The organism is Peribacillus glennii, from assembly GCF_003429105.1.
Taxonomy (GTDB): Bacteria; Bacillota; Bacilli; order Bacillales; family DSM-1321; genus Peribacillus; species Peribacillus glennii.
The window spans coordinates 1-20,788 of record NZ_QVTD01000024.1; the positions used below are offsets into that span (position 1 = coordinate 1).

The following is a 20,788-nucleotide window of genomic DNA, read 5'->3' on the forward strand; positions in this document are numbered from 1 at the left end:
AACCGAAATCACTTTCGCTGAATTCGATAAGAAGTACACGAAGGATTCACAGGAGAAACAATGGCCAGTCGGTCTATTCGAATTTAAGAATGGTACAAAGATCAACGCCGACTTACTTTTCTACTCTGCTAGCGACATTTTCGATTACGCTTCCGTTATTGTTTACGAAGGTAAAATCGCACATATGCAGCTTGAGACGGTTAACTCAATCGATGAAATAGAGAAAGGACTCGGTATTTCATTTTCGGATGATGTTATCGTTGATCCAAACAGAGTAGGTTTCGATATTATCTTTAACGAAAAATTCAAAGATGAAAATATCGCTAGATTTCCGAATGAATGGAATTAAAGAGCGCCCTGGCCGCTATGGTCAAGGCGTTTTTTTGGGGGGACATATAAAAAGGGGCTGCCTTTGATGACAGTCCCTTTAATCTTTGCTGGAAAAACAAATTACAATTGAAAGAAGCCCAATAATCAGGGACTCCTAATTATCAGGCTTCTTTCTTCGCCATCGTAAAGGAGGAGAATGGCGGGTATGCGGGTTTCGGCTTAATTTATAATATGTACAAGCTTGCGAAGTGACAGCCTTTTTTAAAAGCATTTATCGAATTGATGAAAAGGCACATTTTTAAGTAGGACAAACTCTTTACCCTGTCCCTTTAAACGGGTTGTACATAGTATGAAATTGTAAGATAGCTTTTCCACTAACACATAAAGGAGGAGACAATATGGGCGAATACACTGGCGGTGGCCACGGCGGCCAATTTGCTTTTATCCTTGTAATCTTCGTATTATTGGTGATTATTGGCTGTTCAGGATTTTGTGGCGGCGGTTATTAATCAATAGTTTTTAGACATTTAAAAAGGACTCTCTCATGTGGAGGGTCCTTAATCTTTGCTGAAAAATCTAAATATACCCTTGCGTGTTTTTTTCTCTTCACAGCTGCAGCATTCGTCATCGATAAATTCTTATTCTGGACCAATGTTTTATATTGGCTCAATACATTTTAAAACGGCAAATCGTCAAGCACCGGCCGCAGTTGGCGCACAATCTCCGTTATATCGTTGGTTCCATCGTATGTAACTTTCGCCAGCTCGTACTCTGCCATATTAAAACCATCAACCAGGCGAATCTCTTTCAGCCACTCATAAGCAGCAAAGCCAGGACCGTTCCAATCTTATAAGCACGAAACCGTAATATGTTGTCAACAAAAAAAGGCGGTCTTATGGATCGCCTTTTTTATATCGATATTAAATTGCTTCGGAGTATGTAGAGATTATTCCGCGTGAGCTTAGTTCGGACTGGGCCGCGCTGTCCGCAGGCTTATATCCTTTTTCGAGCAGATCTTTTACGTAAATCTTGTTATAAACGAATGAGAAAATAATACCTGGGATCCATGCGCCGAATCCTAATGTGAAAACTCCGACCACTGACGCCATAATAAACATGATGATTGCCCACTTTAAATCGCCTCTGAATAGAGCTGGGAAAAATCCGAAGAAGAACGTCGTCCAGCTAAAGCCAAGCTTAACTTCTTTTACAACGCCAGCTTCATTTTTTAATTTAACGTGCATATTGTCACCTCCTTATTACCTAATTTTACCACATACATCGAATAAATTGTGTAAGAATTTTCGATATTTTACAAAAATAAAAAGACATCGGTTTTCTTATAAGTAGTTCCGATATCGTGGAGAAAATGTAAAAAAACAGGTGAAATAACATACTAAAACACAGTATATTTAGCACTATAAATAACAGTTTAATATACAAGCGTTATGTTTTCATATTGTCTTGTTCAACTAAAGCACCGTTTGTTAAATAAGTCAATTCCTCTTAAAGTACAAATCCCAACACCCAAACACTATATATTCATATAACGAATAATTGCGGATGTTCCTAGAGCTACAATGCAAAACACTAATGCTAAGTAGTTATGTCCCAAGCTAAACAGTACATAGCTCGCTAGCGAAAGTATAGCTAACTCCAAGAATAGCTTATAAAATCCTTCAAGTTGGTAAGGTGCTGCTGGCGAACCCCATAGTGCCCAAATAACCGCTACCATTACGGGAACTCCAATAGCTCCAATAATGTTGCCATAACGGAAACCCCAGAAGCCAAATATGATGAGAGCTAGTATTTCACAAACAAATCTAATTGCCATTATTAAGAGAGTCATTCTTTTTTCTTCCCTTCATCACTAACAATCTACTTGATAAATTTTGTTCCATAATCCGTTATTTTAGGAATCACGAAAAAAGGATATTTAACTCTTGCCCATTAGTAACTAGAGGGCAGTTTAAGAAAACTATTTCTCAATCTCTATTATTATTTTAACATAAAATTACAATTACATACTTGGATTATGATAATCACCATAGCAAATAGCATGCAAATTAACATAATCATTAGCACGTTGAATTAAATATAACATAATCGAACTAGTGTTCGTAATATAAATTTAAACATTTTGCGGAGGGCTATCATGAGCGACGATAAAATGGAACGCATTGAGCGCGTCAGATTCTACGAGTTTCGAGACGATAAAACCGGTGAGCCAATCGATTTCATCGTTTTACGAAAAGGTGAGAATCCGATGAAGGTCGCTAAAAGTTGGGGATTAAAGTGCCAGATACATCGCTTTACGACTTGGAATCCGGAGCTGGGGGCGAAGATTCATTACTGGTATAACCGTAATAGTAAAAAGAGGCGAAAAAGTTGGCGTGCTCGCTTCGTCAAGGCTTACAAAGCTTTTAGAGAATAAACGAGAGGTCGTCCGGAATGTCGCGCGGCTTTTTTTTGCAGAAATTAAACCAGTTTGCGGAGGGTCGGGCGAATATCTTATGTGAACGACCCACATCGGAAAGTTTCAGCGATTAATACAGTATAGGGTGTCCGAACTGATGCCACCGTAGGCACGAAATTCTGGACAAACTGCGCGAAAGTCCAACCTGGTGCCTATTATTAAGTAAGGGCGGAAAAAAGTTTCGGAGAAAGTGTCCGAAATCTAAAATTCGTGCGGCATAAAGAGTAGGGTGCGCGGTTTTCGATTCTTGCGCCTATTATAAAGTGTAGGGCAAAAAATACATAGGGAGAGATATTAATGGAGTTCAATTTTGCAAGTTGCGAGGACAAATTTTATCTAATTTACCAAAAGGATACAAAACGTACAGATGTCGCTTTTGCCTCTAATAGGACAGAACTGCTTGCTCGCTTTGTTGAAGAAATTGAAATTATACGAGAAATCGAGGTAAGCGAAGAACTAATAACTATGTATAACGATGCGATAACAAAAGTAAATGAAACTGTAACCAAATTTGATGAAGAGTGGATGAATGAATACGCATACGAGCAGGCAAATGAAACGATAGTCGAAATGTTTATAAAAGCGTTTAAAGCCAGCGCCATAAACATTCACTAAATAAGAGCCCGGCTCCGGTCGGGCTTTTAAAAATATCCGAAGGAGGAATTTCGATGAAATACTCTCAAGAACAATTAACGAAACATTTCGGCCACCCTGCCGGCTTTTCTCGCACGTCCAACACGCTTATCCGACTTTTCACACTGCTAGAAAGCTTTAACTCAGATACCGCAGGCCTCTATGCTTATCTCCGTTCCTGTCGCAACACAACCGACCCGAAAATGCAGGGCATCGTCTGGCGTTCCCCAGAATACTTGCAAGCTCAGTCGGGCCTTGGCCGGAAAGCATTCGATTCGAGACTCGCAGTTTTGAAGAAATACGGATTAGTAGATACGGTGAAATCTCCGGTAGTTGCGAACAAAGACTATTTCGTAGTGCTAGATCCGTTATCACGCGATGAGTTTATCACTAGGTATCCGGATCAGATAGATGCGTTTTTCACGGTAGTGGACGAGATTAACGATAGGACGGCAGCGGACAGGGACAGGCGGTAGAGACTGGCGGATGAAAAACTAGCTGCCGATGTACAGCTTGCTCATTTAAGGCGGGCTGCAATGTCGAATGTCCCAAAAGGTAGTGACGGTAGTATGTCCAATACGGACAAACCTGTATGACCAAAAGGAACGAAGAGTAAGCAACTACGTATGTAAGCAACTCTTTATGTAAGCAATTAAAACACTGCGCCAGATAAATCTGTTGCTATGACGATAATAACCATTAATATCTTATCGTAAAAGAATCTTATGAAATAAGAAAGAAAGACAAGCCGACTGTCCATTTCGGACAAACGAAACTGCGAATGAAAAAGGAAAAATAATTAAGGAGGGGAGCGCGTAGATTCAGCCTATATAATTAACGGCATTGAATTTAATACTACAAATAGTCGCGGAGTTGTTTTCTATGGAGAACTTTACAAACGGAAGATAAATCGGGATAGAAATGCTTATTTAGAGGTTTGGGGTCCGGATAATAACCTGTTCTTAGAAACTACTACGTTATCAAACGAAACTTGGCGCAGATTCAAATGTGTAACACCGGAGGGAATAGAGTTCAAATTCGAAGGCAGGCTCCGGGAATTCCATAAGCTATACGGAATTATGGAAACTGAAATAGAGGAATCATCGAGAAAGCGAAAGCCGACCAAGCAGGGGTGGCGTATTATTCGCGAAAGGTAGGGGTGGGCGATGAATGAGAAAGTAGTATATAGGCAGCCAGGCGAAGGCGCCATCTTATTCGCCTACCAATTTATCGACGGACTCACTAAGGCGGAATTCTTTCCGGTAATCCAGCAGGTCATAAACGGCCAGCTGCACAACGTCGTGGACAAGCGTATAAAACGGTGTGACTACTGCGGCTATTTTTGGAGAGATATTTCACTTCGGAACAATAAACGGAAGTGCAGCGCTGATTGCGAACGTAGTCTCAAAACCTTGCAAAAACGCGAGCAGCGCGCGCTCAAGGAATTGTTGAATCCAAAGCCTAAAAAAGCACCGGACATGTACACATATTACGCCGATCATTTGGAATATCCGTATTTTCTGAGTGAACAATACATGCTGAAGCGTTCTTATAGATTCGAAAGGCCAAAGGCTCCAGACAAACTTGCGCAGATTGATGCAGCAGAGCAACGCGGATATAAACGGAAAAGCAAAGCTACTCCGACTGACGGTAGTGATACGGTTTATATAAAAGGGATAAGTCACAAACATAGGTATGGCGAGGTTGAGGCCTCGCAACTTGAAGAAGGTTATTTTGAGCGGAAGTATTCGGAAAGACATCAGAAGCTAGAGCGCTGGCGGGCTGAGAATTTTAAACTAGCGACAAAATAATCATATATAGGAAACGACCGCGACAGGTCGTGTATTTTTTTGCGGTCAAACGGAATAAAAAGGAGGTTTTGCAAATGGACGCAACTAAAGCGAAGGGCATTCGTTACTATTTGGAAGAGTTGCAGGAGAAATTCGCTCGGAGAATCGGCGTTTCATCTTCGACCATTTGTGCTGTGGAACAAGGCCAGCGAGACATCACTGATAAAATTCGCGCTAAGCTAGTCCGGATTGAGGCCGGCTTGGCAGACGACTTCTTTGTTTTTTATGAAAAATTCAAAAGAATAACATAAATACCCATTTTAATTGTAGGTCAACTCGTCAGAATAATCAAGTCTAAAAATAAGGAGTGTCAATTATGAATGATGAGTTTCTAACTTTTTTCTGCAGCGCCTATGCTGACATCGTTTATACTACCAACTTTCACCAATATGAAAATATGTCCGCGGAGTCGCAGCAAAAGTGGAAAAAGAAGATGGCGATTTTAGTTTGTAAAGAGTACGAGCCAAGGAAGAACTTTGATTTTCCAATGGCTGATATTGTTGAGTTCGTCAGCGTAGTTATCGAGAGTATTCGAGAGCGCCTGGTAGATAGCGAGGACGAGCTGACGTGACCGAACTTCAGAGATTTATAGAGAAAACTTGCGCCACTTACGGCGGAAACGGCCAGTGTCTCCTTGATCGGCCATGTATTTACTTCAAAGGCTCCGGGCGTTGCTCCTATGCGGAAAATGCCGTGATACCTGGCGACGCCAAGATTGAGCGCAAATACAGGCTCGAAAGAGGCGCTAAGCTGGCCGGTGATTATTGCGAAAGCTGCCAGTCGCCATACAAGCGAAAAAGCAATCGGCAAAAGTATTGTCCGCCTTGCTCAAAGGAAGAGGAACGAAAAAAGAAAAACTATCGAAATCGCAAATACAGAATGACGGTTTCGTAGCAAAAACAGCGATTTTAACCGTGCCAGCTCTCGATTCTAGCGTTGTAGCAGAGTCGGCAAGGGGTCAATAAGGTTTTTATACTAGACGGCTTCTAAACCGTCATTTTTCGGGGGGATAACGATGGAAAAACAAATTACTATGTCTTATACAGAATACCAATTAATTGAACAAGCGATAAAGAAAGGCGAACAAGCCAGCCTTATTTCGACTGAATTAGAAGAATCATTTCTTGCTGTATTAAGTTACTTCAAGACGAGTTCATAGCGATCACAAAAGGGCAAGAGTCACAGGTCTTCCGTACTATTAACGACAAATTGTTTGATCAGGAGGCGAGTCCAATGCTAGACCGTTTGAAAGTTTTTTGTAAACTGAAGGGATCACCACCATTAAGAATATAAAACAATGCAGCAGTATGCTGGAAAGTATGTGGTGAAACTCTTTTACCTTTGATTCTTGCGACTTTACCGCAAACTGCGAGATTGTCTCGTACTGTTGCTTGACTTATAGACTGCCCTTCATAAGATAAGAATAAATAATGCTTTCGAATTCAGCAGTTTCAGTTATGTATTCATTGAGAATACGAACAGTTTTAGGTGATAATGGAACAGATCTAGCTACACGAGTTTTTGTATCTGCTGCATCAAGTTTGATAATCCCATTCTTCATATCTAAATTCGTTCTTTTCAAATCAAAAAGTTCACTTACACGTACCATAGTATCAAGTAAAACAAATATTATAACCTTTGAACGAAAACCGACATAAGTGGAATCATCAATTGATGCCAATAATCTTTTAACCTCTTCAGGTGTGAACGCTTCGACAGTATCCATTGGCGATTTTACAGGCTTAAATCTACGATGTACCGGCTCGGTTATCCATCCCTTTTCCTCATAGCAATATCTCACAAACGCCCGCATTGTCCTTACTCTAATATTCACCGTATTAGGTGCGAGTTCAAGGTCTTCAAGCATATATGCAATCCAGCCACAAAACATTTATATTGTCATTTCCTCGGCGTTTAATTCTGTTCAGCGTACCGCATAAAGTAATCATAATGAACGTAATACTCTTTAATTGTTCGGCGTGATAGTCCTTCAGCTGTCTTTAAAAACATAAACTGTTCGAACATTTCCGCCATGGTCATCCCTTCATGATGAATAATTTTGGCGTTTCCTTCTCGTTTAAACTTACGTTGCACACTATTTTTTCGCATAAAAATAGCCCCCTTCGGTTTTTTGAAGCGGACGGTTTTATACATCAGACCAACTCGGTTTTTATCGACGGTCTAGCACGGTCTTTCCTGAAACCGGCGCGAAACCGTTCGGGAAAATCGTTAATTTTACCGTTTAATAAACGAGTCAGATTTTTAATCATATTCAGCCCAAACCCTTGCAGCTGTAAGATTTTTTGGCGGGACCGTGTGGGAATCGAACCCACCAGAGACGACACGCGCCTCTCACGCGGTTTTGAAGACCGAGGGGCGCACCAGCTACCCTTCCGACCCCGTAATTTCTAAAGACTTTTTCTATTATATAGATGCTGAAATGAAATAGCAACAGATGAGCTCAGTTTATAATGGGATGCCGGTATATCGGCTATCTTTAAAGATAGAGACAATAGATTTGTGAAAACACACTTACCCTGAAAGTCAAAGCCAGCTTGACTTCCGCTTATTCGACAATCCCCTTGTAATGGGAAAATATGACGACTATAATATTAGTAACTATTAACTTATTATTTTTGGAGTGAACGCCATGCTGAGCGGCTGGTTTCTGTGGTTTATCCTTTTTTGGATTGTGATTTTGATTTCCCTGTTTGCCATTGGCGGTTTTTTCATGTTCCGGAAGTTTCTAAAGAGGCTGCCTAAGGAAGATGGAAAGTCGGATATGGATTGGGAGGAATATTATGTAGGCCAGACGAAGCATCTTTGGCCGCCTGATTTGAAGGAACTGCTTGAGGATTTAGTCAGCCCGGTTCCTGAATTGTTCCGGGATGTCGCCCGACAAAAGATTGCCGGCAAGATCGGGGAATTGGCCGTAAAGGAAAGGGTTTCATCGATAACCGAGGATTTGGTGATCAGGGGCTATATTCTGGCGACGCCAAAACGTGACCATAAATTTCTTCGAAAAAAGCTGACGGAAAGACAAGTCAATATGACACCATATGAACATCTTTTCAGTTAAAGTAATGAAGGGATTAGGCAGATCGCATCATGATCTGTCTTTTTTATTACAAATACTGGAACGTATGTACGCAATCTCGTAAATATTGCTATAATACATAATAACGAAAAAAAGAGCGGGAGTGATCGAAATGAAGTTTATCCATACGGCCGATTGGCATTTGGGGAAAATTGTCCATGGTGTACATATGACAGAGGACCAAAGGCATTCCCTCTATCAATTTATTAATATTGTTGAAGAAGAAAAGCCGGATGCCGTTGTGATTGCGGGGGATTTATATGACCGCTCCGTGCCGCCGACCGAAGCGGTGGAGCTGCTGGACGAAATTTTATATACGATGAATGTAAAGATGAAGACACCGATTGTCGCGATTTCAGGAAACCACGATAGTGCCGAACGGTTATCCTTTGGCTCATCCTGGTACCGTCATAGCCAGCTTTATATACAGGGGAGGCTGTCAGACAGCTTTGAGCCGGTCAGGATAAACGGCGTGAATTTTTATTTGGTTCCTTATGCTGAGCCAGGTGTTGTCCGCCAGCTATTAGATGATGACAGCATCCATTCCCATCAGGATGCGATGAAGGCCATAGCCGGAAAAATGGAAGAAAGCTTAAATCCAAATGAACCGAACGTATTTGTGGGCCATGCATTTGTTCTTGGAGGCCAGACTTCCGATTCCGAAAGGGCGCTATCTATAGGGGGTTCCGGCTGTGTCTCCAGTGATTGCTTTGATGCTTTTAGCTACACTGCCCTTGGCCATTTGCACAGTCCTGATGCGATTAAGAACCCTAAAGTGTTTTATTCGGGTTCTTTGTTGAAATATTCGTTTTCCGAAGCGAAGCAGAAAAAATCGATATCAATCGTGAACATGGAGAATGATGGCAGCTTTGACGTTACATACCGCTCGCTTTCTCCAAAACTAGATATGCGGGAAATAGAAGGGTCGATGGAGGAACTTTTAGATCCGGGATTCTTTCAGTCCCAAAATGTGGAGGATTACTTGAAAGTCACGCTGCTTGATGAAGGCTCGCTGATTGATCCGATCAATCGCCTAAGGCAGATTTATCCAAATGTTCTGCATCTCGAGCGGAAGTGGGATCTGATCGATTCCAAAAGAAAGCAGTCGTTTTCGTCTGTAAAGGATGAAAAAAAATCAGAGCTGGATCTTTTTGAAACATTTTATAAAGAAATGACGGAACGAGAGTTTGATGGACTGAAGCGTGATACCATCGCTTCCGTTATTGAAGCTGTGAAAAAGGAGGAAGCAGTGAAATGAGGCCTCTCAGTTTAACAATGCAGGCGTTCGGTCCTTATGCAGGCAGGGAAACCATCGATTTTACTGCTTTAGGAAACAGGACCATGTTCGTGATTTCCGGTAAGACAGGTTCCGGCAAGACGACGATTTTTGATGGCATCAGTTTTGCCATTTACGGAAAAGCAAGCGGCGAAGACCGGAACGGGCAAGAATTGAGAAGCCAATTTGCCGATAATGACCTGTCAACCGAGGTGACATTATTATTTACACTGCGCGGAAAGACCTATTCGATTTGGCGCGCCCCGCAGCAAGAGCGGAAGAAAAAGACCGGGGAAGGTGTTGTGACGGTAACCTCAAAGGCAGAATTATATGAAATCGATGCAGCGGGCGATAAGAAACTGCTTGGATCCAATGTTCGTGAAGTAGATGACACAATAAAAATGATCATGCAGATCGATGCCAATCAATTCAGGCAGATCCTGATGATTCCACAGGGAGAATTCCGAAAACTCCTTACTTCGGACAGCAAAGATAAGGAGCAAATCCTGCAAAAGCTTTTCCACACGGAATTGTATAAAAGAATCGAAGAAAAATTGAAGGAGCAAGCAGCTGAGCTTCGGAAGCTTAGCGAGAAGAGCAGAACCGATAGGATTAGTCTAATGAAAGAAATACAGCCCGGGGAAAATGAGGAGCTGAAGGCTGCATTGCTTTCCGACGAGCCGAATGAACAGCATGTTCTTCCATTGTTGGCTGCAGAAATCAGTCAAAGTGATCAAAAAATCAATGCCTTGACAGTGGATTTGAGAAAAAAACAAGAAGCAAGGGACCGGATCCAGGGTGAAATCGCAAAGGCTGAAGACTTATTACAGCGTTTTGCCGAAAGGGAAAGGCTGCAGCAGGAGAAGGAAGAACTCGAAAAGAAAAAAGCGGACATCGGGATAAATAAAGAACAAATTTCGCTTGCACAGAAAGCTTCCGTCCTCGAAAAGCAGGAGCAATTATACTTGAGGGTCGGCAAGCAAATGAAATTGGCCAAGGAAGAATTGGAAAAATTGCAAAAAGAAGCGGATGCCTTGTCCGCAGATAAGGCCCGGAACGAAATAATTTATGAAACCCAAGCAGCGAGGGCGCCGGAACGGGACAAAGCACTGGCGGAAGTCCACCGCCTTCAGCAGCTTAAAGATAGTGTTCAGGCCTTTTCGGAATTAAGTGAGAACACACAGAACGCTGAAAAGCAATGGAAAGAAAGCAGCCAAAAGAGAGAGCGGACTGAAGCTAGTATTTCCAAAATCGAAAAAGACATGGAAACCCTGCTGGATGAAAAAAATGCCGGCGAGAAAGCAGCCGTGGACTATGTTGAAAAAGAAAGAGAATTGGAAAAGAACCAGGAACTCTTAAAAAAATTGAGAAAACTGAAGGATTCTTATCAGGAGTTGACCAAACGCAGGGCAGCTCTAAAGGAAAAGCAGGAACGTCTCCAAATTGCGAACAGGGCAACAGCATCTGAAAAAGAAAACATGGAAGCACTGGATAAGGCTTGGCGCGAAAGCCAGGCGGGCTTTTTGGCTGCCTCACTTGAGAATGGCTTGTCCTGTCCTGTCTGCGGTTCGACCGAACATCCTCTTCCGGCTCACTCTCCCGATAAGATGCCGAGTGAAGTGGAATTAAACAGGCAAAGGGAGATTGTTGCCAAGTCTGAAACGGAAAAAGGAAATGCTGAAGTCCAGTTTTATCAAGCGGAATCTCAATTCGATTCTGCCAATGCCACTTATTTGGAAAAAATACAGGAGCTTGAAGATGTTCTGGAAAGATTTGATGTATCTCAAATAAGTGATTATGAATCGAAGCATGTTGCCCTTCGAACCAAACTCGAACAGGAGCTCGCAGCTCTTTACGCCAAAAAGGCTTCCATTGGTGAAATAAATGAACAGCTTAACAAAATGAAGGGGAAATCTGTAGAAGCCAAGTCATTGCTGGAAAACCTGAGGAAAGACGAAGAAACAGCGAAAAACAGCTTCCTGCAGCAAAGTGTAAAGCTTGCCGGGCTAAAAGAAAGCTTGCCTGAACAGATCCGGACAATGGAAGCCTATAAGCTTGTATTAAATAAAGCGATCAAACATCATCAAAATCTCCAGAATGCATTTGATGAAGCAATGGCAAGGCTTCAAAGTTCCAAGGAAAACGAATCCGTTATTTTGGCGAAAAAAGAGTCAACCTCAGGTCAACTGGAAAAGCTGGAGGCTGAACTAAATAAAGAACGCGAAAGCTTTAAGGATGAGATGGTCAAGCTTGGTTTTGAAACATATGGGGCATATACATCTGCTAAAAAAGCTGAGCTTGAAATTCAGTCGCTTCAGGAAGCTGTGCAGCAATTTGAACAAAGATTCCATTCTGTTACAGGCCTTTGCCATGATATCGAGCTGAAGTTAAAAGGGATGGAGAAGCCGGATTTAGAAGGGCTTCGAAAAACGTTCGAGCTGATTGATGGAGAATTGGAGGCAGTCAGGAGCCTTCAAAATCAGCTGGCTTCAGCAAAAGTGAAAAACGAGGAAATCATTGGAAAAATTAAAGCCGTCATTGAGGAACAGAAAACACTCGATGAGAAATATTCTTTAATCGGCCATCTCCACGAGATTTCAAAAGGGCAGAATCCATATAAAATCACTTTTGAAAGATATGTGCTCGCTGCCTTTCTTGATGACATCTTAAAGGTTGCCAATACAAGGCTTCTCAAAATGACAAGCGGGCGTTTCCAGCTCTTGCGAAAGGTTGACCCTACCAGGAAAAATGTCCAAAGCGGCCTCGAGTTGTCAGTGTTTGACCAATATACCGGACAGGAACGGCATGTAAAGACCCTTTCCGGAGGGGAAAGCTTTAAAGCGGCACTCTCACTCGCTTTAGGGCTGGCTGATGTAGTGCAGGAATATGCGGGGGGCATTTCGCTTGAAACCATGTTTATTGATGAAGGGTTTGGGACGCTGGACCCTGAATCGCTTGATAATGCAATCGAAGCCCTGATCGATATCCAGAGCAGCGGAAGGCTTGTCGGAATCATCTCTCACGTACCCGAGCTGAAGGAACGGATTGATGTCCGTCTCGAAGTGCATTCTACCCAGCAGGGGAGCTCCACGGAATTTCAATTTTATGGAGCGTGAATAAGCAATGGACGTTAATCCAGTGCAACTGAGATGTGTCAAATGCTATAATGAAATGTAAATTATGGCAGGAACCCACCATGCTTCATACACGGAGACTATATCCTGCATGACTTTTAATCCAAAATGGTGAGATGGGGGATGTGAATGTCAGTGAAAAGAATCGGAATTGATGCAGGTGGTTCGCTCATTAAATTGGCTTATTTTGAAGATGAAAAGCTTCATGTGAGAACTCACTCTTATCATGACATGCCTTCTTTTATCCAATGGATGGGGATCATCGCTCCGAATGCCAAGATCGTCGTTACAGGTGGAAAGAGCAGGCATATACAGGAGCGGTTGGCCACACCGGCAGTAGAAATGGATGAATTTGCAGCAACTCCGGCCGGTGCCGCATATCTGTTGCAACAGGAAGCTAAACATTCGCTAAAGACTTCCATCCTTGTTAATATCGGGACAGGCACTTCGTTTTATTTGCTGAAAGAGGATGCTGCCGAAAGGATTGGCGGAACTGGCGTAGGTGGCGGCACGCTCCTGGGGTTGGGCAATCTTCTTGTAGGTACCGATACTTTCAAGGAAATCGTATCCCTTGCTGGCAAGGGAAAGCGTTCAGCGGTCGACCTTCAGGTGAAGGATATATATGAACCGCTGGAGCCGCCGATTCCCGGCCATTTTACTGCCAGCAATTTTGGGAAAGCTTTTAGCTTTGATGCTGCTGGGAAAGATGATTTGATGGCCGCCTTAGTCGGTATGATTGCGGAAACCGTTATGTTGATGGCTGTACAAGCTGCTGCTTCCCGCCAAATAAAGGATATTGTGTACTTTGGAGGGACGGTGGCTGGCAATTTGCCGCTTCAATCGGTTTTGAAGGAAGCAACTCATGCGTTTGGCTGCCGTGCGCTTTTTCTTGATAAAGGTGAATACAGCGGGGCAGTAGGTGCGCTCCTTCAGCAATAATTTTTCGGTGTGCCGCCATAAGTTATTTTATAAAGGATGTTTTTATGAAAAGGCATTTTACCATTGGCATGGCCGGGCATATTGACCATGGAAAAACCTCGCTCACGAAGGTGCTCACCAATGTTGATACGGACCGGTTGAAAGAAGAAAAAGAAAGACAAATATCGATTGAACTTGGCTTTGCCCCTCTATATGAAAATGAGGATATGCAGGTATCGGTCGTTGATGTTCCGGGGCATGAACGGTTCATCCGCCAAATGATTGCAGGTGTTGCCGGGATTGATTTAGTAGTCTTAGCGGTAGCTGCAGATGAAGGCGTTATGCCGCAAACAAAGGAACACCTGGAAATTTTGGGTTTCCTGGGTATCAAAAAGGGCATTGTTGCCATTACAAAAATAGATAAGGTGGAAGAAGATTTTCTTTCTTTAGTAAAGGGAGAGATCATGCTTGAGCTTGAGGGCAGCGTATTTGAAAATTCACCTGTGGCGATGTTGGACAGTTTATCAGGAAAGGGAATTGAGGATATCAGACAGCTAATCCTAGATGAGCTGGGAACCCTTGAACCCCGTGACACAAAAGGACCGTTCAGGCTGCCGGTTGACCAGGTATTCACTGTGAAAGGGCAAGGTACGGTTGTCCGGGGAACGGTTTATGAAGGATCAGTTAAAGAAGGGGAATCATTAATCATCCTGCCGAATCATATAGAGACAAAAGCACGCCAGCTGCAGATTCACCATAAACCCGCAATGCAGGCATTTGCAGGCCAAAGGGCCGCTGTCAACCTTTCTGGAATAGCCAAAGAAGAAATCCGGCGCGGAGACGTCCTCGTATCGTCCGAGCATTTCAACGTAACGAAATGTCTTGACGTTTCCCTTCGGTCATCAAGCGATCTTGACCATATTGTAAAACAAAGAACTCCCATTAAGTGCTACATCGGAACATCCGAGGTAATGGGGCGCATCGTATTTTTCGACAGAAATGAAATTGGTGCCGAGCATGAAGAAGTTTTATGCCAGCTTCGGTTGGAAGAAGAAATCGTAACAAAAAGAGGCGACCGGTTCATTCTCCGGCGTCCAAGTCCCCAGGAAACAATTGGCGGCGGCTGGGTTATCGATCCAATGGGAGATAAATACCGGTTTGGCACAAAAACAATCGAAGAGCTGGCCAAGAAGAAGGCTGGGAACCCAAAAGAACGGATCATTTCTGCGCTTATGGAGGAAAAGGGGCTTTCCATACAAGATTTAATAAAGCGCACGTCCCTGAATGAATCAGAAGTCAAGACCGTTTTGGATCAGGAGGAATTCCTTTCCTATAGTTCCGGATATTATACTGCTCAAAACATTATCGAAAACGTTACTGAGGAAATTTACGACAGGCTAATGGAATACCAGCAGGCATTCCCGATGAGGCCAGGCATAAATAAAGCGGAGGCAGTCCAGGCAATGCAGGATGCCTTCCCAAAATCTTTGCTTGATTTTGTATTGAAACGGGGAGAAGAAGAAGGTGCCTGGAAAAGAAACGGCCAATTTTTCTCTACTGCCGTTTTTTCCCCGCATGTGCCCGCCAATTGGAGCAAGCGCGTGGAAGGTATGCTTCAGGCAATCAAAGCGGAGGGTCTCCAGGTAAAGTATTTGGATAATTACATGGAAGATGCGGGAATACCTGATACACTCAGGACTGAACTGACCTATTTTTTTACGGAGCAAAGATTGCTGGTTCCGCTCGATGGGCAATTCCATCTTTCTGCTGAGAGGTTTGATGAAGCCGTGGCCAAGCTTAAGAGCCAAACAGCGGATTCCTTTGAAGTCGGGGCAGCCAAGGAAATATTAGGCCTCTCAAGGAAGTTCATTATTCCTTTCCTGGAAAAGTTGGACAGTGAAAGGATCACCCGGCGTGAAGGCAATATAAGAGTATGGGTTAAATAAGAAAAATCCGTTTGAGCTGCTCAAACGGATTTTTTCTTATAATACATAAATGGCTGTTTCTCGTTGTTCCCTGACAGCGCCAACAACAGTGGCATGCTGCAAGCCTGATTCATTTAATTTTGATACGAATTCTTTGGCTTCGCTTTCCGGGATGCTTACGAGCAATCCGCCTGATGTGACGGCATCGCAAAGGATCAGCCGTTCCTCTAAAGGCATGCTTTCAGGATAAGAAACATTATCTCCAAGCCAGGAATGGTTGGATTTTGTGCCTCCTGGTATGATTCCATCCGCCGCAAGCTCGCGGGTGCCGGCAAGCAATGGTACTTCCTTGCTGTAAATATCGAAGCTCACATCGCTGCCACTTGCCATTTCGCTGGCATGTCCCAGCAATCCAAATCCTGTAACGTCCGTTACGGCATTTGGATGGAATGGCTTCAATATTTCGGCCGCTGTTTTATTCAACATTGCCATTGTTTCAGTTACCGCTTGTTCCTGCTCTGGAGTGACAGCATTTCGCTTGATGCCTGTAGTCAGGATGCCTACGCCGATCGGTTTTGTAAGCACAAGCAGATCTCCCGGTTTTGAACCTACATTCTTCCAGATTTTGTCGGGATGTACAATCCCTGTTACGGATAAGCCGAATTTTGGTTCCTGGTCATCAATAGAATGGCCGCCCACGGTAATGGCACCTGCTTCTGCCACTTTATCCTGCGCTCCCTTAAGAATTTCGGCAAGCATCTCGCCTCCGAGCTTTTTAATCGGGTAGCCGACAATATTCAGCACCGTTTTCGGTTCTCCGCCCATAGCATAAACATCACTGAGCGAATTGGCCGCGGCAATCTGGCCGAAAAGGTAGGGGTCGTCCACAACCGGCGTGAAATAATCCACTGTCTGGATGAGGGCTATGTCATCAGTAAGTTTATATACTCCCGCGTCGTCCGCCGTTTCGTTTCCTACCAGCAGTTCAGGAACAGGTTTTTGTTTTGGTAAAAGACGCAAAACTTGCGCCAGGTCCTCAGGACCAATTTTGCAGCCTCAGCCAGCTTTTGTAGACATCGCTGTGAGACGGATTTTTTCTTGGTCAGTCATTTGTTGTTCCACCTCCGTTACATTAGTATAATTCATTTTTTTCGTTATACGCTATAGATAAGCTTTTTCATTGTATAGGAATTTGAAATATACTACATTGACAATGAAAATGGAGGTAGTAAACAATGGCATATGAAGTAAAAGTCGAATTCTGCATGATGTGAAATTATGCACCAAATGCTGCGAGTCTCGCAGAGGACCTATTTACAAACTATCGCGGAAATATTTCAAAAATTGAATTGATCCCAGCCTCTGGCGGCATTTTTGAAGTCACGGTCAATAGAAAGCTAATCTATTCTAAAAAAGAAACAGGCAGATTCCCGAAAAACCAGGAAATTATCGGTCATATGGATGCGATGTAGTAGAAAAAGGATGGTTCTCCATCCTTTTTATGTGCAAAATATGGACCAACCTTTTCCAGTTGCGTCATTGTCCATCTCTTTCGATATTCTTATTTCCAATATGCTGTTGCCGTAAGCGGCAGATATTTTTTTATTGGTGATTGAAAAAGGGAAAGGAACCGTACGTTCAACTGGGTTGATTGTTTCAGGATGCGTTTTTTTTAAAAAGAAAGCGGTAATGGACAATTCCTGGCCGTTTGGTTGAAGCGTTATTCTTTTCGGCTGTCTATCGTCAAACAAGGCTTCTATCACATACTCCTCATTGCATTCGTATATATCAACCCGAAAAGTTAGCTGGTCAAGATATCCTGTATTAGGGTCAAGAAAGTAGTTTTCCATAAATTTATCAAAACGGTCACTATCGGCATTCTTATCCTTTTGAGAATCCTCCGACATTGTAAAACCTCCATAGTGCCTTTGAGATATTCTATGTATTTCCAGTGATAAAGTGAAAATGATATAATGTGAAAATCGAAAAAATCAAAAGGAGGGATAGTGTGGATCATCCCCATTTACGATCGATTCCCCCCGTCCATGAACTGCAAAAGCATGAACGGTTTAAAGCATTGGCCTATCACTCCGGGTATGATGAAAACATGCTGACTTCTGTATTAAAAGACGTGCTTCAGGAGGTGCGTGAATTACTGAAGCAAGGCAAATGGGAAAAAGAAGAACCGGGAACGGATGCTTTTACCCAAGCCCTGTTTAACGCAGTCGCGGAAAGGGCTGGCCGAAAATATTCCTACCGCCTGCAAAGAGTCATTAACGCAACAGGCACCGTGATACATACGAACCTGGGCCGTTCGAGATTGAGTGAATCAGCGATACAGCGAGTGGTGCATGTGGCCAGAAATTATTCAAATCTTGAATATAAGCTTCATGAAGGTGAAAGAGGTTCGCGCCATTCCCATGTTGAAAGCTGGATCACACAAATTACAGGCGCAGAAGCTGCCATGGTCGTCAACAACAACGCTGCAGCTGTCTTCCTGGTGTTGAGGGCGCTGGCTAACCGAAAGGAAGTGATTGTATCCCGCGGCCAATTAGTCGAAATTGGCGGTTCATTTCGCATTTCTTCCATTATGGAGGAGAGCGGGGCAAAACTTATTGAGGTCGGTACGACGAATAAAACGCATCTACAGGATTATGAACAGGCGATAACCGATGAGACCGCGATTTTAATGAAAGTACATACGTCAAATTTTAAAATGGTCGGTTTTACAAAAACAGTGGCAGCCGGGGATCTGGTTTCACTTGCCCGCAAGCATGAACAGATTTTGTTTTATGAAGACCTGGGCAGCGGCGTGTTATATGACCTGCAAAAAGAGGGGATCGGTGAAGAGCCGTTAGTCGAAGCAGTAGTTCGCTCAGGAGCCGACCTTGTCACGTTTAGCGGAGATAAATTGCTTGGCGGGCCCCAGGCAGGCATCATCGCCGGAAAAAAGAAATTTATTGATATTCTTAAAAAGCATCAGCTCGCCAGGGTACTGCGTGTCGATAAAATGACCCTGGCGGCCTTGGAGGCTACTTTGTCCGATTATCTCAAGGGGATGACAGCGGCAACAACCATCCCAACAATCAGGGATATTATGCAAAAGGAGGAAGAGCTCCTTAAGAAGGCTAAGCTCTTCAATAAGCTTTTAAAAGAATCGGGAACAGCATATTCCGGTGAGATTGTACAAGAGACAAGCGCAATTGGCGGGGGGACGATGCCCGGTGTCGAAATCCCCACATATGCAGTGGCTGTTAAGCACTCCAGCATGTCTGCAAACGCCTTACATGAGAACCTGCGCCTGGCCGTGCCACCTGTTATCACCAGGATTAAACAGGAAGAAATTTTGTTTGACATGAGGACTATAACCCGGGAAGAAATTGAGGAAATAGCAGAAGTACTTCGGCAGATTACAAATTAAACAAAGCAGGAAATCCTTTGCTGGATTCCTGCTTTTTTATTACATGTCATGGTGGCTATTATGCTTCTGGCGGCTGTGATTGCGGTTTTTTACTTTTTTTGAGCCTGAAAGAGGTTCAGGCTGGCTGAAATGCCGTCCTCTAGCCGCATTGTAACGCATGGCTTTTACATCGTTTTTATTCATACAGATACCTCCTGATTAACTCTCCTTGTTCTAAGGCAGGCTGGAAGGCGTGCACGCACTAAACATTCGGAAAATCCAGAGATATGGATGATAAAATAGATACAAGTCCCGTAGAGGGCTTGCAATACTAATGTGCCTCGGAGGCCTCTTTCCTATTCACTCTCGTCCAAGCTTTCATTACATAAAAAAGCTGCAAATGCAAATCATATCAATGCACAACATAAAAAGGGAGCTGAAGCAACCATGCCTTATCAGAAAAATAAACAGCAGGCATTTCAGGCTGCGCAGGCAAGTGTAAATGAAGCCAAGGAAGATTTTTCACACCTTCTCCGTGATGACGCTGACTACGGCAGCCAGTTAGAGCATGGCAAACAGGAAGTGGAGGAAGCCATTCAGCAGATTCAAAAGGCGATGGCAACCGCTTCTGAGCATCAGCGCGGACAATTGCAACAATATATGGAAGATCTAAAAAAACTGCAGCAAGCAGAATGATCATATGTCCGGGGCTGTCTGGACTTTAATTATTTCCAGACAGCCATCCGTTCTGATAACGTTGAGGTATGCAATTCCAGCTGGATTCCGTCCGGATCAAGAAAGTACACGGAAGATCCAACCCCTCTTTTTTCAGGGCCCCGCACGATTTTCACGTTCTTACTGCGTAAATGGGCCACCGCATCGTCAAAATCTTCTGATGAAATAAAAAACGCCACATGGTCGACTCCACGGGAATTCCCGATTGCCTCTTTTTCCGGCCTTTCCAATAAGCAAACCCATGCATTTCCCCATTCCAGATAGGCATCCTTATTTCCTTTGTGGGTGATCTTCATTCCTAGAATCCCCGAATAAAAATCGAGCGACTTTACCAGTGAAGAAATATTTATAGTGATATGGCTGAATCCGCTACTATTCAATTTATCCCCCCTAGTCATTAATATTGACTAGATTATAACCAAATTTTTTTTGGATTGGGAATAAAAAAACCGGCCATTAGGGACAATATTATTTCTACTCTGTCCAAAAAGGCCGGCTTTTTTGTGTTATTGCCAAAAAAAATGCGGAATCTACTGATTCTTTTTGCGCTTTTTGTTATTTTGTTTTTGTTCCTCTGTCAGCGGCTCGCTGGAGAACTCTTCGTTGAATCCGGCACCTTTACCCTGTGCTTTAGCCGCATTCATGCCTGGAATGACATGGTTTGCTTTCCGTTTTCCATTTGCCATATCCAACACCTCCACGTTTAGGTTGTGAACAGACAAAACGAATTATGTATTGTTTGTCGAAATAAGTTTAGCAACCAAACTACACACGGAATCACTTTTTCAAAATAACAATTGCTAAAACACTGATGTTTAATTATTGAAAACGCTCACTGTGGGATGTATATTTTTCTTATAGAATGATAGTTAATCAAAAAAACACATAAGAAAATCTTATCAAAGATAATAACTTTCTTGTTATTTACTTATAGCTATTTCTATATTAATATTAAATTGTGAGAAAAGTTAGGATGGGAGAAAATTCGAACTTTTCGACAAATTGGTTACATTA

General features: G+C 43.0%; 26 protein-coding genes, 1 tRNA gene and 1 pseudogene. 18 read left to right on the top strand and 10 right to left on the bottom strand.

The features are described 5' to 3' along the window. A partial coding sequence (locus D0466_RS22420; protein WP_158555990.1) for a hypothetical protein occupies positions 1-349 on the top strand: 349 nt, incomplete at its 5' end. 379 nt (positions 350-728) lie between these two features. Next, positions 729-839, top strand: a complete 111-nt coding sequence (locus D0466_RS21085) for a YjcZ family sporulation protein (RefSeq protein WP_117324470.1) — start codon at positions 729-731, stop codon at positions 837-839. Between the two features lie 411 nt (positions 840-1,250). Here the strand turns inward: D0466_RS21085 and D0466_RS21090 are convergent, their stop codons facing one another. Both D0466_RS21090 and D0466_RS21095 read right to left on the bottom strand, forming a co-directional pair. Next, positions 1,251-1,574, bottom strand: coding sequence for a DUF2628 domain-containing protein (locus D0466_RS21090; protein ID WP_117324471.1), 324 nt, complete (start codon positions 1,572-1,574; stop codon positions 1,251-1,253). A 290-nt stretch (positions 1,575-1,864) separates the two neighbouring features. Next, positions 1,865-2,164, bottom strand: coding sequence for a YrdB family protein (locus tag D0466_RS21095; protein ID WP_158555991.1), 300 nt, complete (start codon positions 2,162-2,164; stop codon positions 1,865-1,867). 321 nt (positions 2,165-2,485) lie between these two features. Between D0466_RS21095 and D0466_RS21100 the strand changes: the two genes are divergently transcribed. The 8 genes from D0466_RS21100 to D0466_RS22430 all read left to right on the top strand — a co-directional run bounded on the left by D0466_RS21100 (position 2,486) and on the right by D0466_RS22430 (position 6,448). Then, positions 2,486-2,764 (top strand): hypothetical protein, encoded by a 279-nt coding sequence (locus D0466_RS21100; protein ID WP_117324473.1) that lies wholly within the window; start codon positions 2,486-2,488, stop codon positions 2,762-2,764. Between the two features lie 339 nt (positions 2,765-3,103). Continuing rightward, positions 3,104-3,421 (top strand): hypothetical protein, encoded by a 318-nt coding sequence (locus tag D0466_RS21105; protein ID WP_117324474.1) that lies wholly within the window; start codon positions 3,104-3,106, stop codon positions 3,419-3,421. A 254-nt stretch (positions 3,422-3,675) separates the two neighbouring features. Continuing rightward, a complete protein-coding gene (locus tag D0466_RS22425) occupies positions 3,676-3,915 on the top strand; it encodes a hypothetical protein (protein ID WP_158555992.1) in 240 nt (79 codons plus the stop codon). Positions 3,916-4,605: 690 nt separating this feature from the next. Next, positions 4,606-5,250, top strand: coding sequence for a hypothetical protein (locus tag D0466_RS21115; protein WP_117324476.1), 645 nt, complete (start codon positions 4,606-4,608; stop codon positions 5,248-5,250). A gap of 74 nt (positions 5,251-5,324) precedes the next feature. Next, positions 5,325-5,540 carry a helix-turn-helix domain-containing protein gene (locus tag D0466_RS21120; protein WP_117324477.1) on the top strand — a complete coding sequence of 72 codons (216 nt, stop codon included), beginning with the start codon at positions 5,325-5,327 and terminating at the stop codon, positions 5,538-5,540. Between the two features lie 65 nt (positions 5,541-5,605). Next, positions 5,606-5,860, top strand: coding sequence for a hypothetical protein (locus tag D0466_RS21125; protein ID WP_117324478.1), 255 nt, complete (start codon positions 5,606-5,608; stop codon positions 5,858-5,860). 122 nt (positions 5,861-5,982) lie between these two features. Further along, positions 5,983-6,183 carry an Sjogren's syndrome/scleroderma autoantigen 1 family protein gene (locus D0466_RS23205; RefSeq protein WP_407675660.1) on the top strand — a complete coding sequence of 67 codons (201 nt, stop codon included), beginning with the start codon at positions 5,983-5,985 and terminating at the stop codon, positions 6,181-6,183. 121 nt (positions 6,184-6,304) lie between these two features. After that, on the top strand, positions 6,305-6,448 hold the full coding sequence (locus D0466_RS22430; RefSeq protein ID WP_158555993.1) for a hypothetical protein: 144 nt from the start codon (positions 6,305-6,307) through the stop codon (positions 6,446-6,448). Between the two features lie 237 nt (positions 6,449-6,685). Here D0466_RS22430 and D0466_RS21140 read toward each other — a convergent pair whose 3' ends face one another. From D0466_RS21140 to D0466_RS21150, 3 genes are all read right to left on the bottom strand, one after another. After that, entirely contained in the window at positions 6,686-7,156 is a 471-nt protein-coding gene (locus D0466_RS21140; RefSeq protein WP_158555994.1) for a tyrosine-type recombinase/integrase, read from the bottom strand. Between the two features lie 47 nt (positions 7,157-7,203). Then, entirely contained in the window at positions 7,204-7,398 is a 195-nt protein-coding gene (locus D0466_RS21145) for a hypothetical protein (protein ID WP_117324482.1), read from the bottom strand. Positions 7,399-7,593: 195 nt separating this feature from the next. Further along, positions 7,594-7,690 (bottom strand) — tRNA-Sec (locus D0466_RS21150). Between the two features lie 249 nt (positions 7,691-7,939). Here D0466_RS21150 and D0466_RS21155 point away from each other — a divergent pair. The 5 genes from D0466_RS21155 (at position 7,940) to selB (ending at position 15,660) form a co-directional block, all read left to right on the top strand. Next, positions 7,940-8,368, top strand: coding sequence for a DUF2621 domain-containing protein (locus tag D0466_RS21155; protein ID WP_117324483.1), 429 nt, complete (start codon positions 7,940-7,942; stop codon positions 8,366-8,368). Positions 8,369-8,498: 130 nt separating this feature from the next. Beyond that, the gene (locus D0466_RS21160; RefSeq protein WP_117324484.1) at positions 8,499-9,644 is read left to right on the top strand and encodes an exonuclease SbcCD subunit D; all 1,146 of its coding nucleotides are present in this window, start codon (positions 8,499-8,501) and stop codon (positions 9,642-9,644) included. Next, the gene (locus D0466_RS21165; RefSeq protein WP_117324485.1) at positions 9,641-12,778 is read left to right on the top strand and encodes an AAA family ATPase; all 3,138 of its coding nucleotides are present in this window, start codon (positions 9,641-9,643) and stop codon (positions 12,776-12,778) included. The genes D0466_RS21160 and D0466_RS21165 overlap by 4 nt, the downstream gene beginning before the upstream one ends. Before the next feature lie 147 nt (positions 12,779-12,925). Then, positions 12,926-13,735, top strand: a complete 810-nt coding sequence (gene coaW / locus D0466_RS21170; protein ID WP_117324486.1) for a type II pantothenate kinase — start codon at positions 12,926-12,928, stop codon at positions 13,733-13,735. 44 nt (positions 13,736-13,779) lie between these two features. Next, a complete protein-coding gene (selB, locus tag D0466_RS21175) occupies positions 13,780-15,660 on the top strand; it encodes a selenocysteine-specific translation elongation factor (RefSeq protein ID WP_117324487.1) in 1,881 nt (626 codons plus the stop codon). 36 nt (positions 15,661-15,696) lie between these two features. Here the strand turns inward: selB and selD are convergent, their stop codons facing one another. Next, positions 15,697-16,716: a selenide, water dikinase SelD gene (gene selD, locus D0466_RS21180; RefSeq protein WP_233522786.1), complete on the bottom strand. Its 1,020-nt coding sequence runs from the start codon at positions 16,714-16,716 to the stop codon at positions 15,697-15,699. A gap of 197 nt (positions 16,717-16,913) precedes the next feature. On the opposite strand from selD, the pseudogene D0466_RS23415 reads away from it, so the two are divergent. Then, positions 16,914-17,111 (top strand): annotated as a pseudogene (locus D0466_RS23415) (SelT/SelW/SelH family protein); the annotation flags it as partial. Between the two features lie 27 nt (positions 17,112-17,138). Here D0466_RS23415 and D0466_RS21190 read toward each other — a convergent pair. After that, positions 17,139-17,546: an Hsp20/alpha crystallin family protein gene (locus D0466_RS21190; RefSeq protein ID WP_117324490.1), complete on the bottom strand. Its 408-nt coding sequence runs from the start codon at positions 17,544-17,546 to the stop codon at positions 17,139-17,141. Positions 17,547-17,647: 101 nt separating this feature from the next. Here D0466_RS21190 and selA point away from each other — a divergent pair, with 101 nt between their 5' ends. Further along, positions 17,648-19,060 carry an L-seryl-tRNA(Sec) selenium transferase gene (gene selA / locus D0466_RS21195; RefSeq protein WP_117324491.1) on the top strand — a complete coding sequence of 471 codons (1,413 nt, stop codon included), beginning with the start codon at positions 17,648-17,650 and terminating at the stop codon, positions 19,058-19,060. 39 nt (positions 19,061-19,099) lie between these two features. Here the strand turns inward: selA and D0466_RS21200 are convergent, their stop codons facing one another. After that, the gene (locus D0466_RS21200; protein ID WP_117324492.1) at positions 19,100-19,243 is read right to left on the bottom strand and encodes a small acid-soluble spore protein P; all 144 of its coding nucleotides are present in this window, start codon (positions 19,241-19,243) and stop codon (positions 19,100-19,102) included. A 243-nt stretch (positions 19,244-19,486) separates the two neighbouring features. Between D0466_RS21200 and D0466_RS21205 the strand changes: the two genes are divergently transcribed. Then, complete coding sequence (locus tag D0466_RS21205; protein WP_117324536.1) at positions 19,487-19,735, top strand: hypothetical protein; 249 nt, start codon at positions 19,487-19,489, stop codon at positions 19,733-19,735. Between the two features lie 29 nt (positions 19,736-19,764). On the opposite strand, the gene D0466_RS21210 is transcribed toward D0466_RS21205, so the two are convergent. After that, positions 19,765-20,154 carry a VOC family protein gene (locus D0466_RS21210; protein WP_117324493.1) on the bottom strand — a complete coding sequence of 130 codons (390 nt, stop codon included), beginning with the start codon at positions 20,152-20,154 and terminating at the stop codon, positions 19,765-19,767. A 150-nt stretch (positions 20,155-20,304) separates the two neighbouring features. Further along, the gene (gene sspO, locus D0466_RS21215; RefSeq protein ID WP_117324494.1) at positions 20,305-20,460 is read right to left on the bottom strand and encodes a small acid-soluble spore protein O; all 156 of its coding nucleotides are present in this window, start codon (positions 20,458-20,460) and stop codon (positions 20,305-20,307) included. Positions 20,461-20,788: the final 328 nt, after the last annotated feature.

Bases quoted from the DNA above. Each gene is read 5' to 3' on its own strand.
- D0466_RS21120 (WP_117324477.1), top strand. From the start codon at position 5,325: ATGGACGCAACTAAAGCGAAGGGCATTCGTTACTATTTGGAAGAGTTG.
- D0466_RS21145 (WP_117324482.1), bottom strand. From the start codon at position 7,398: ATGCGAAAAAATAGTGTGCAACGTAAGTTTAAACGAGAAGGAAACGCC.
- D0466_RS21155 (WP_117324483.1), top strand. From the start codon at position 7,940: ATGCTGAGCGGCTGGTTTCTGTGGTTTATCCTTTTTTGGATTGTGATT.
- D0466_RS21115 (WP_117324476.1), top strand. From the start codon at position 4,606: ATGAATGAGAAAGTAGTATATAGGCAGCCAGGCGAAGGCGCCATCTTA.
- D0466_RS21205 (WP_117324536.1), top strand. From the start codon at position 19,487: ATGCCTTATCAGAAAAATAAACAGCAGGCATTTCAGGCTGCGCAGGCA.
- selB (WP_117324487.1), top strand. From the start codon at position 13,780: ATGAAAAGGCATTTTACCATTGGCATGGCCGGGCATATTGACCATGGA.
- D0466_RS21095 (WP_158555991.1), bottom strand. From the start codon at position 2,164: ATGGCAATTAGATTTGTTTGTGAAATACTAGCTCTCATCATATTTGGC.
- coaW (WP_117324486.1), top strand. From the start codon at position 12,926: ATGTCAGTGAAAAGAATCGGAATTGATGCAGGTGGTTCGCTCATTAAA.
- D0466_RS21090 (WP_117324471.1), bottom strand. From the start codon at position 1,574: ATGCACGTTAAATTAAAAAATGAAGCTGGCGTTGTAAAAGAAGTTAAG.
- D0466_RS21160 (WP_117324484.1), top strand. From the start codon at position 8,499: ATGAAGTTTATCCATACGGCCGATTGGCATTTGGGGAAAATTGTCCAT.
- D0466_RS21165 (WP_117324485.1), top strand. From the start codon at position 9,641: ATGAGGCCTCTCAGTTTAACAATGCAGGCGTTCGGTCCTTATGCAGGC.
- D0466_RS21125 (WP_117324478.1), top strand. From the start codon at position 5,606: ATGAATGATGAGTTTCTAACTTTTTTCTGCAGCGCCTATGCTGACATC.
- sspO (WP_117324494.1), bottom strand. From the start codon at position 20,460: ATGGCAAATGGAAAACGGAAAGCAAACCATGTCATTCCAGGCATGAAT.
- D0466_RS21140 (WP_158555994.1), bottom strand. From the start codon at position 7,156: ATGCTTGAAGACCTTGAACTCGCACCTAATACGGTGAATATTAGAGTA.
- D0466_RS22430 (WP_158555993.1), top strand. From the start codon at position 6,305: ATGGAAAAACAAATTACTATGTCTTATACAGAATACCAATTAATTGAA.
- D0466_RS21190 (WP_117324490.1), bottom strand. From the start codon at position 17,546: ATGTCGGAGGATTCTCAAAAGGATAAGAATGCCGATAGTGACCGTTTT.
- D0466_RS21200 (WP_117324492.1), bottom strand. From the start codon at position 19,243: ATGAATAAAAACGATGTAAAAGCCATGCGTTACAATGCGGCTAGAGGA.
- D0466_RS21105 (WP_117324474.1), top strand. From the start codon at position 3,104: ATGGAGTTCAATTTTGCAAGTTGCGAGGACAAATTTTATCTAATTTAC.
- D0466_RS21085 (WP_117324470.1), top strand. From the start codon at position 729: ATGGGCGAATACACTGGCGGTGGCCACGGCGGCCAATTTGCTTTTATC.
- D0466_RS21100 (WP_117324473.1), top strand. From the start codon at position 2,486: ATGAGCGACGATAAAATGGAACGCATTGAGCGCGTCAGATTCTACGAG.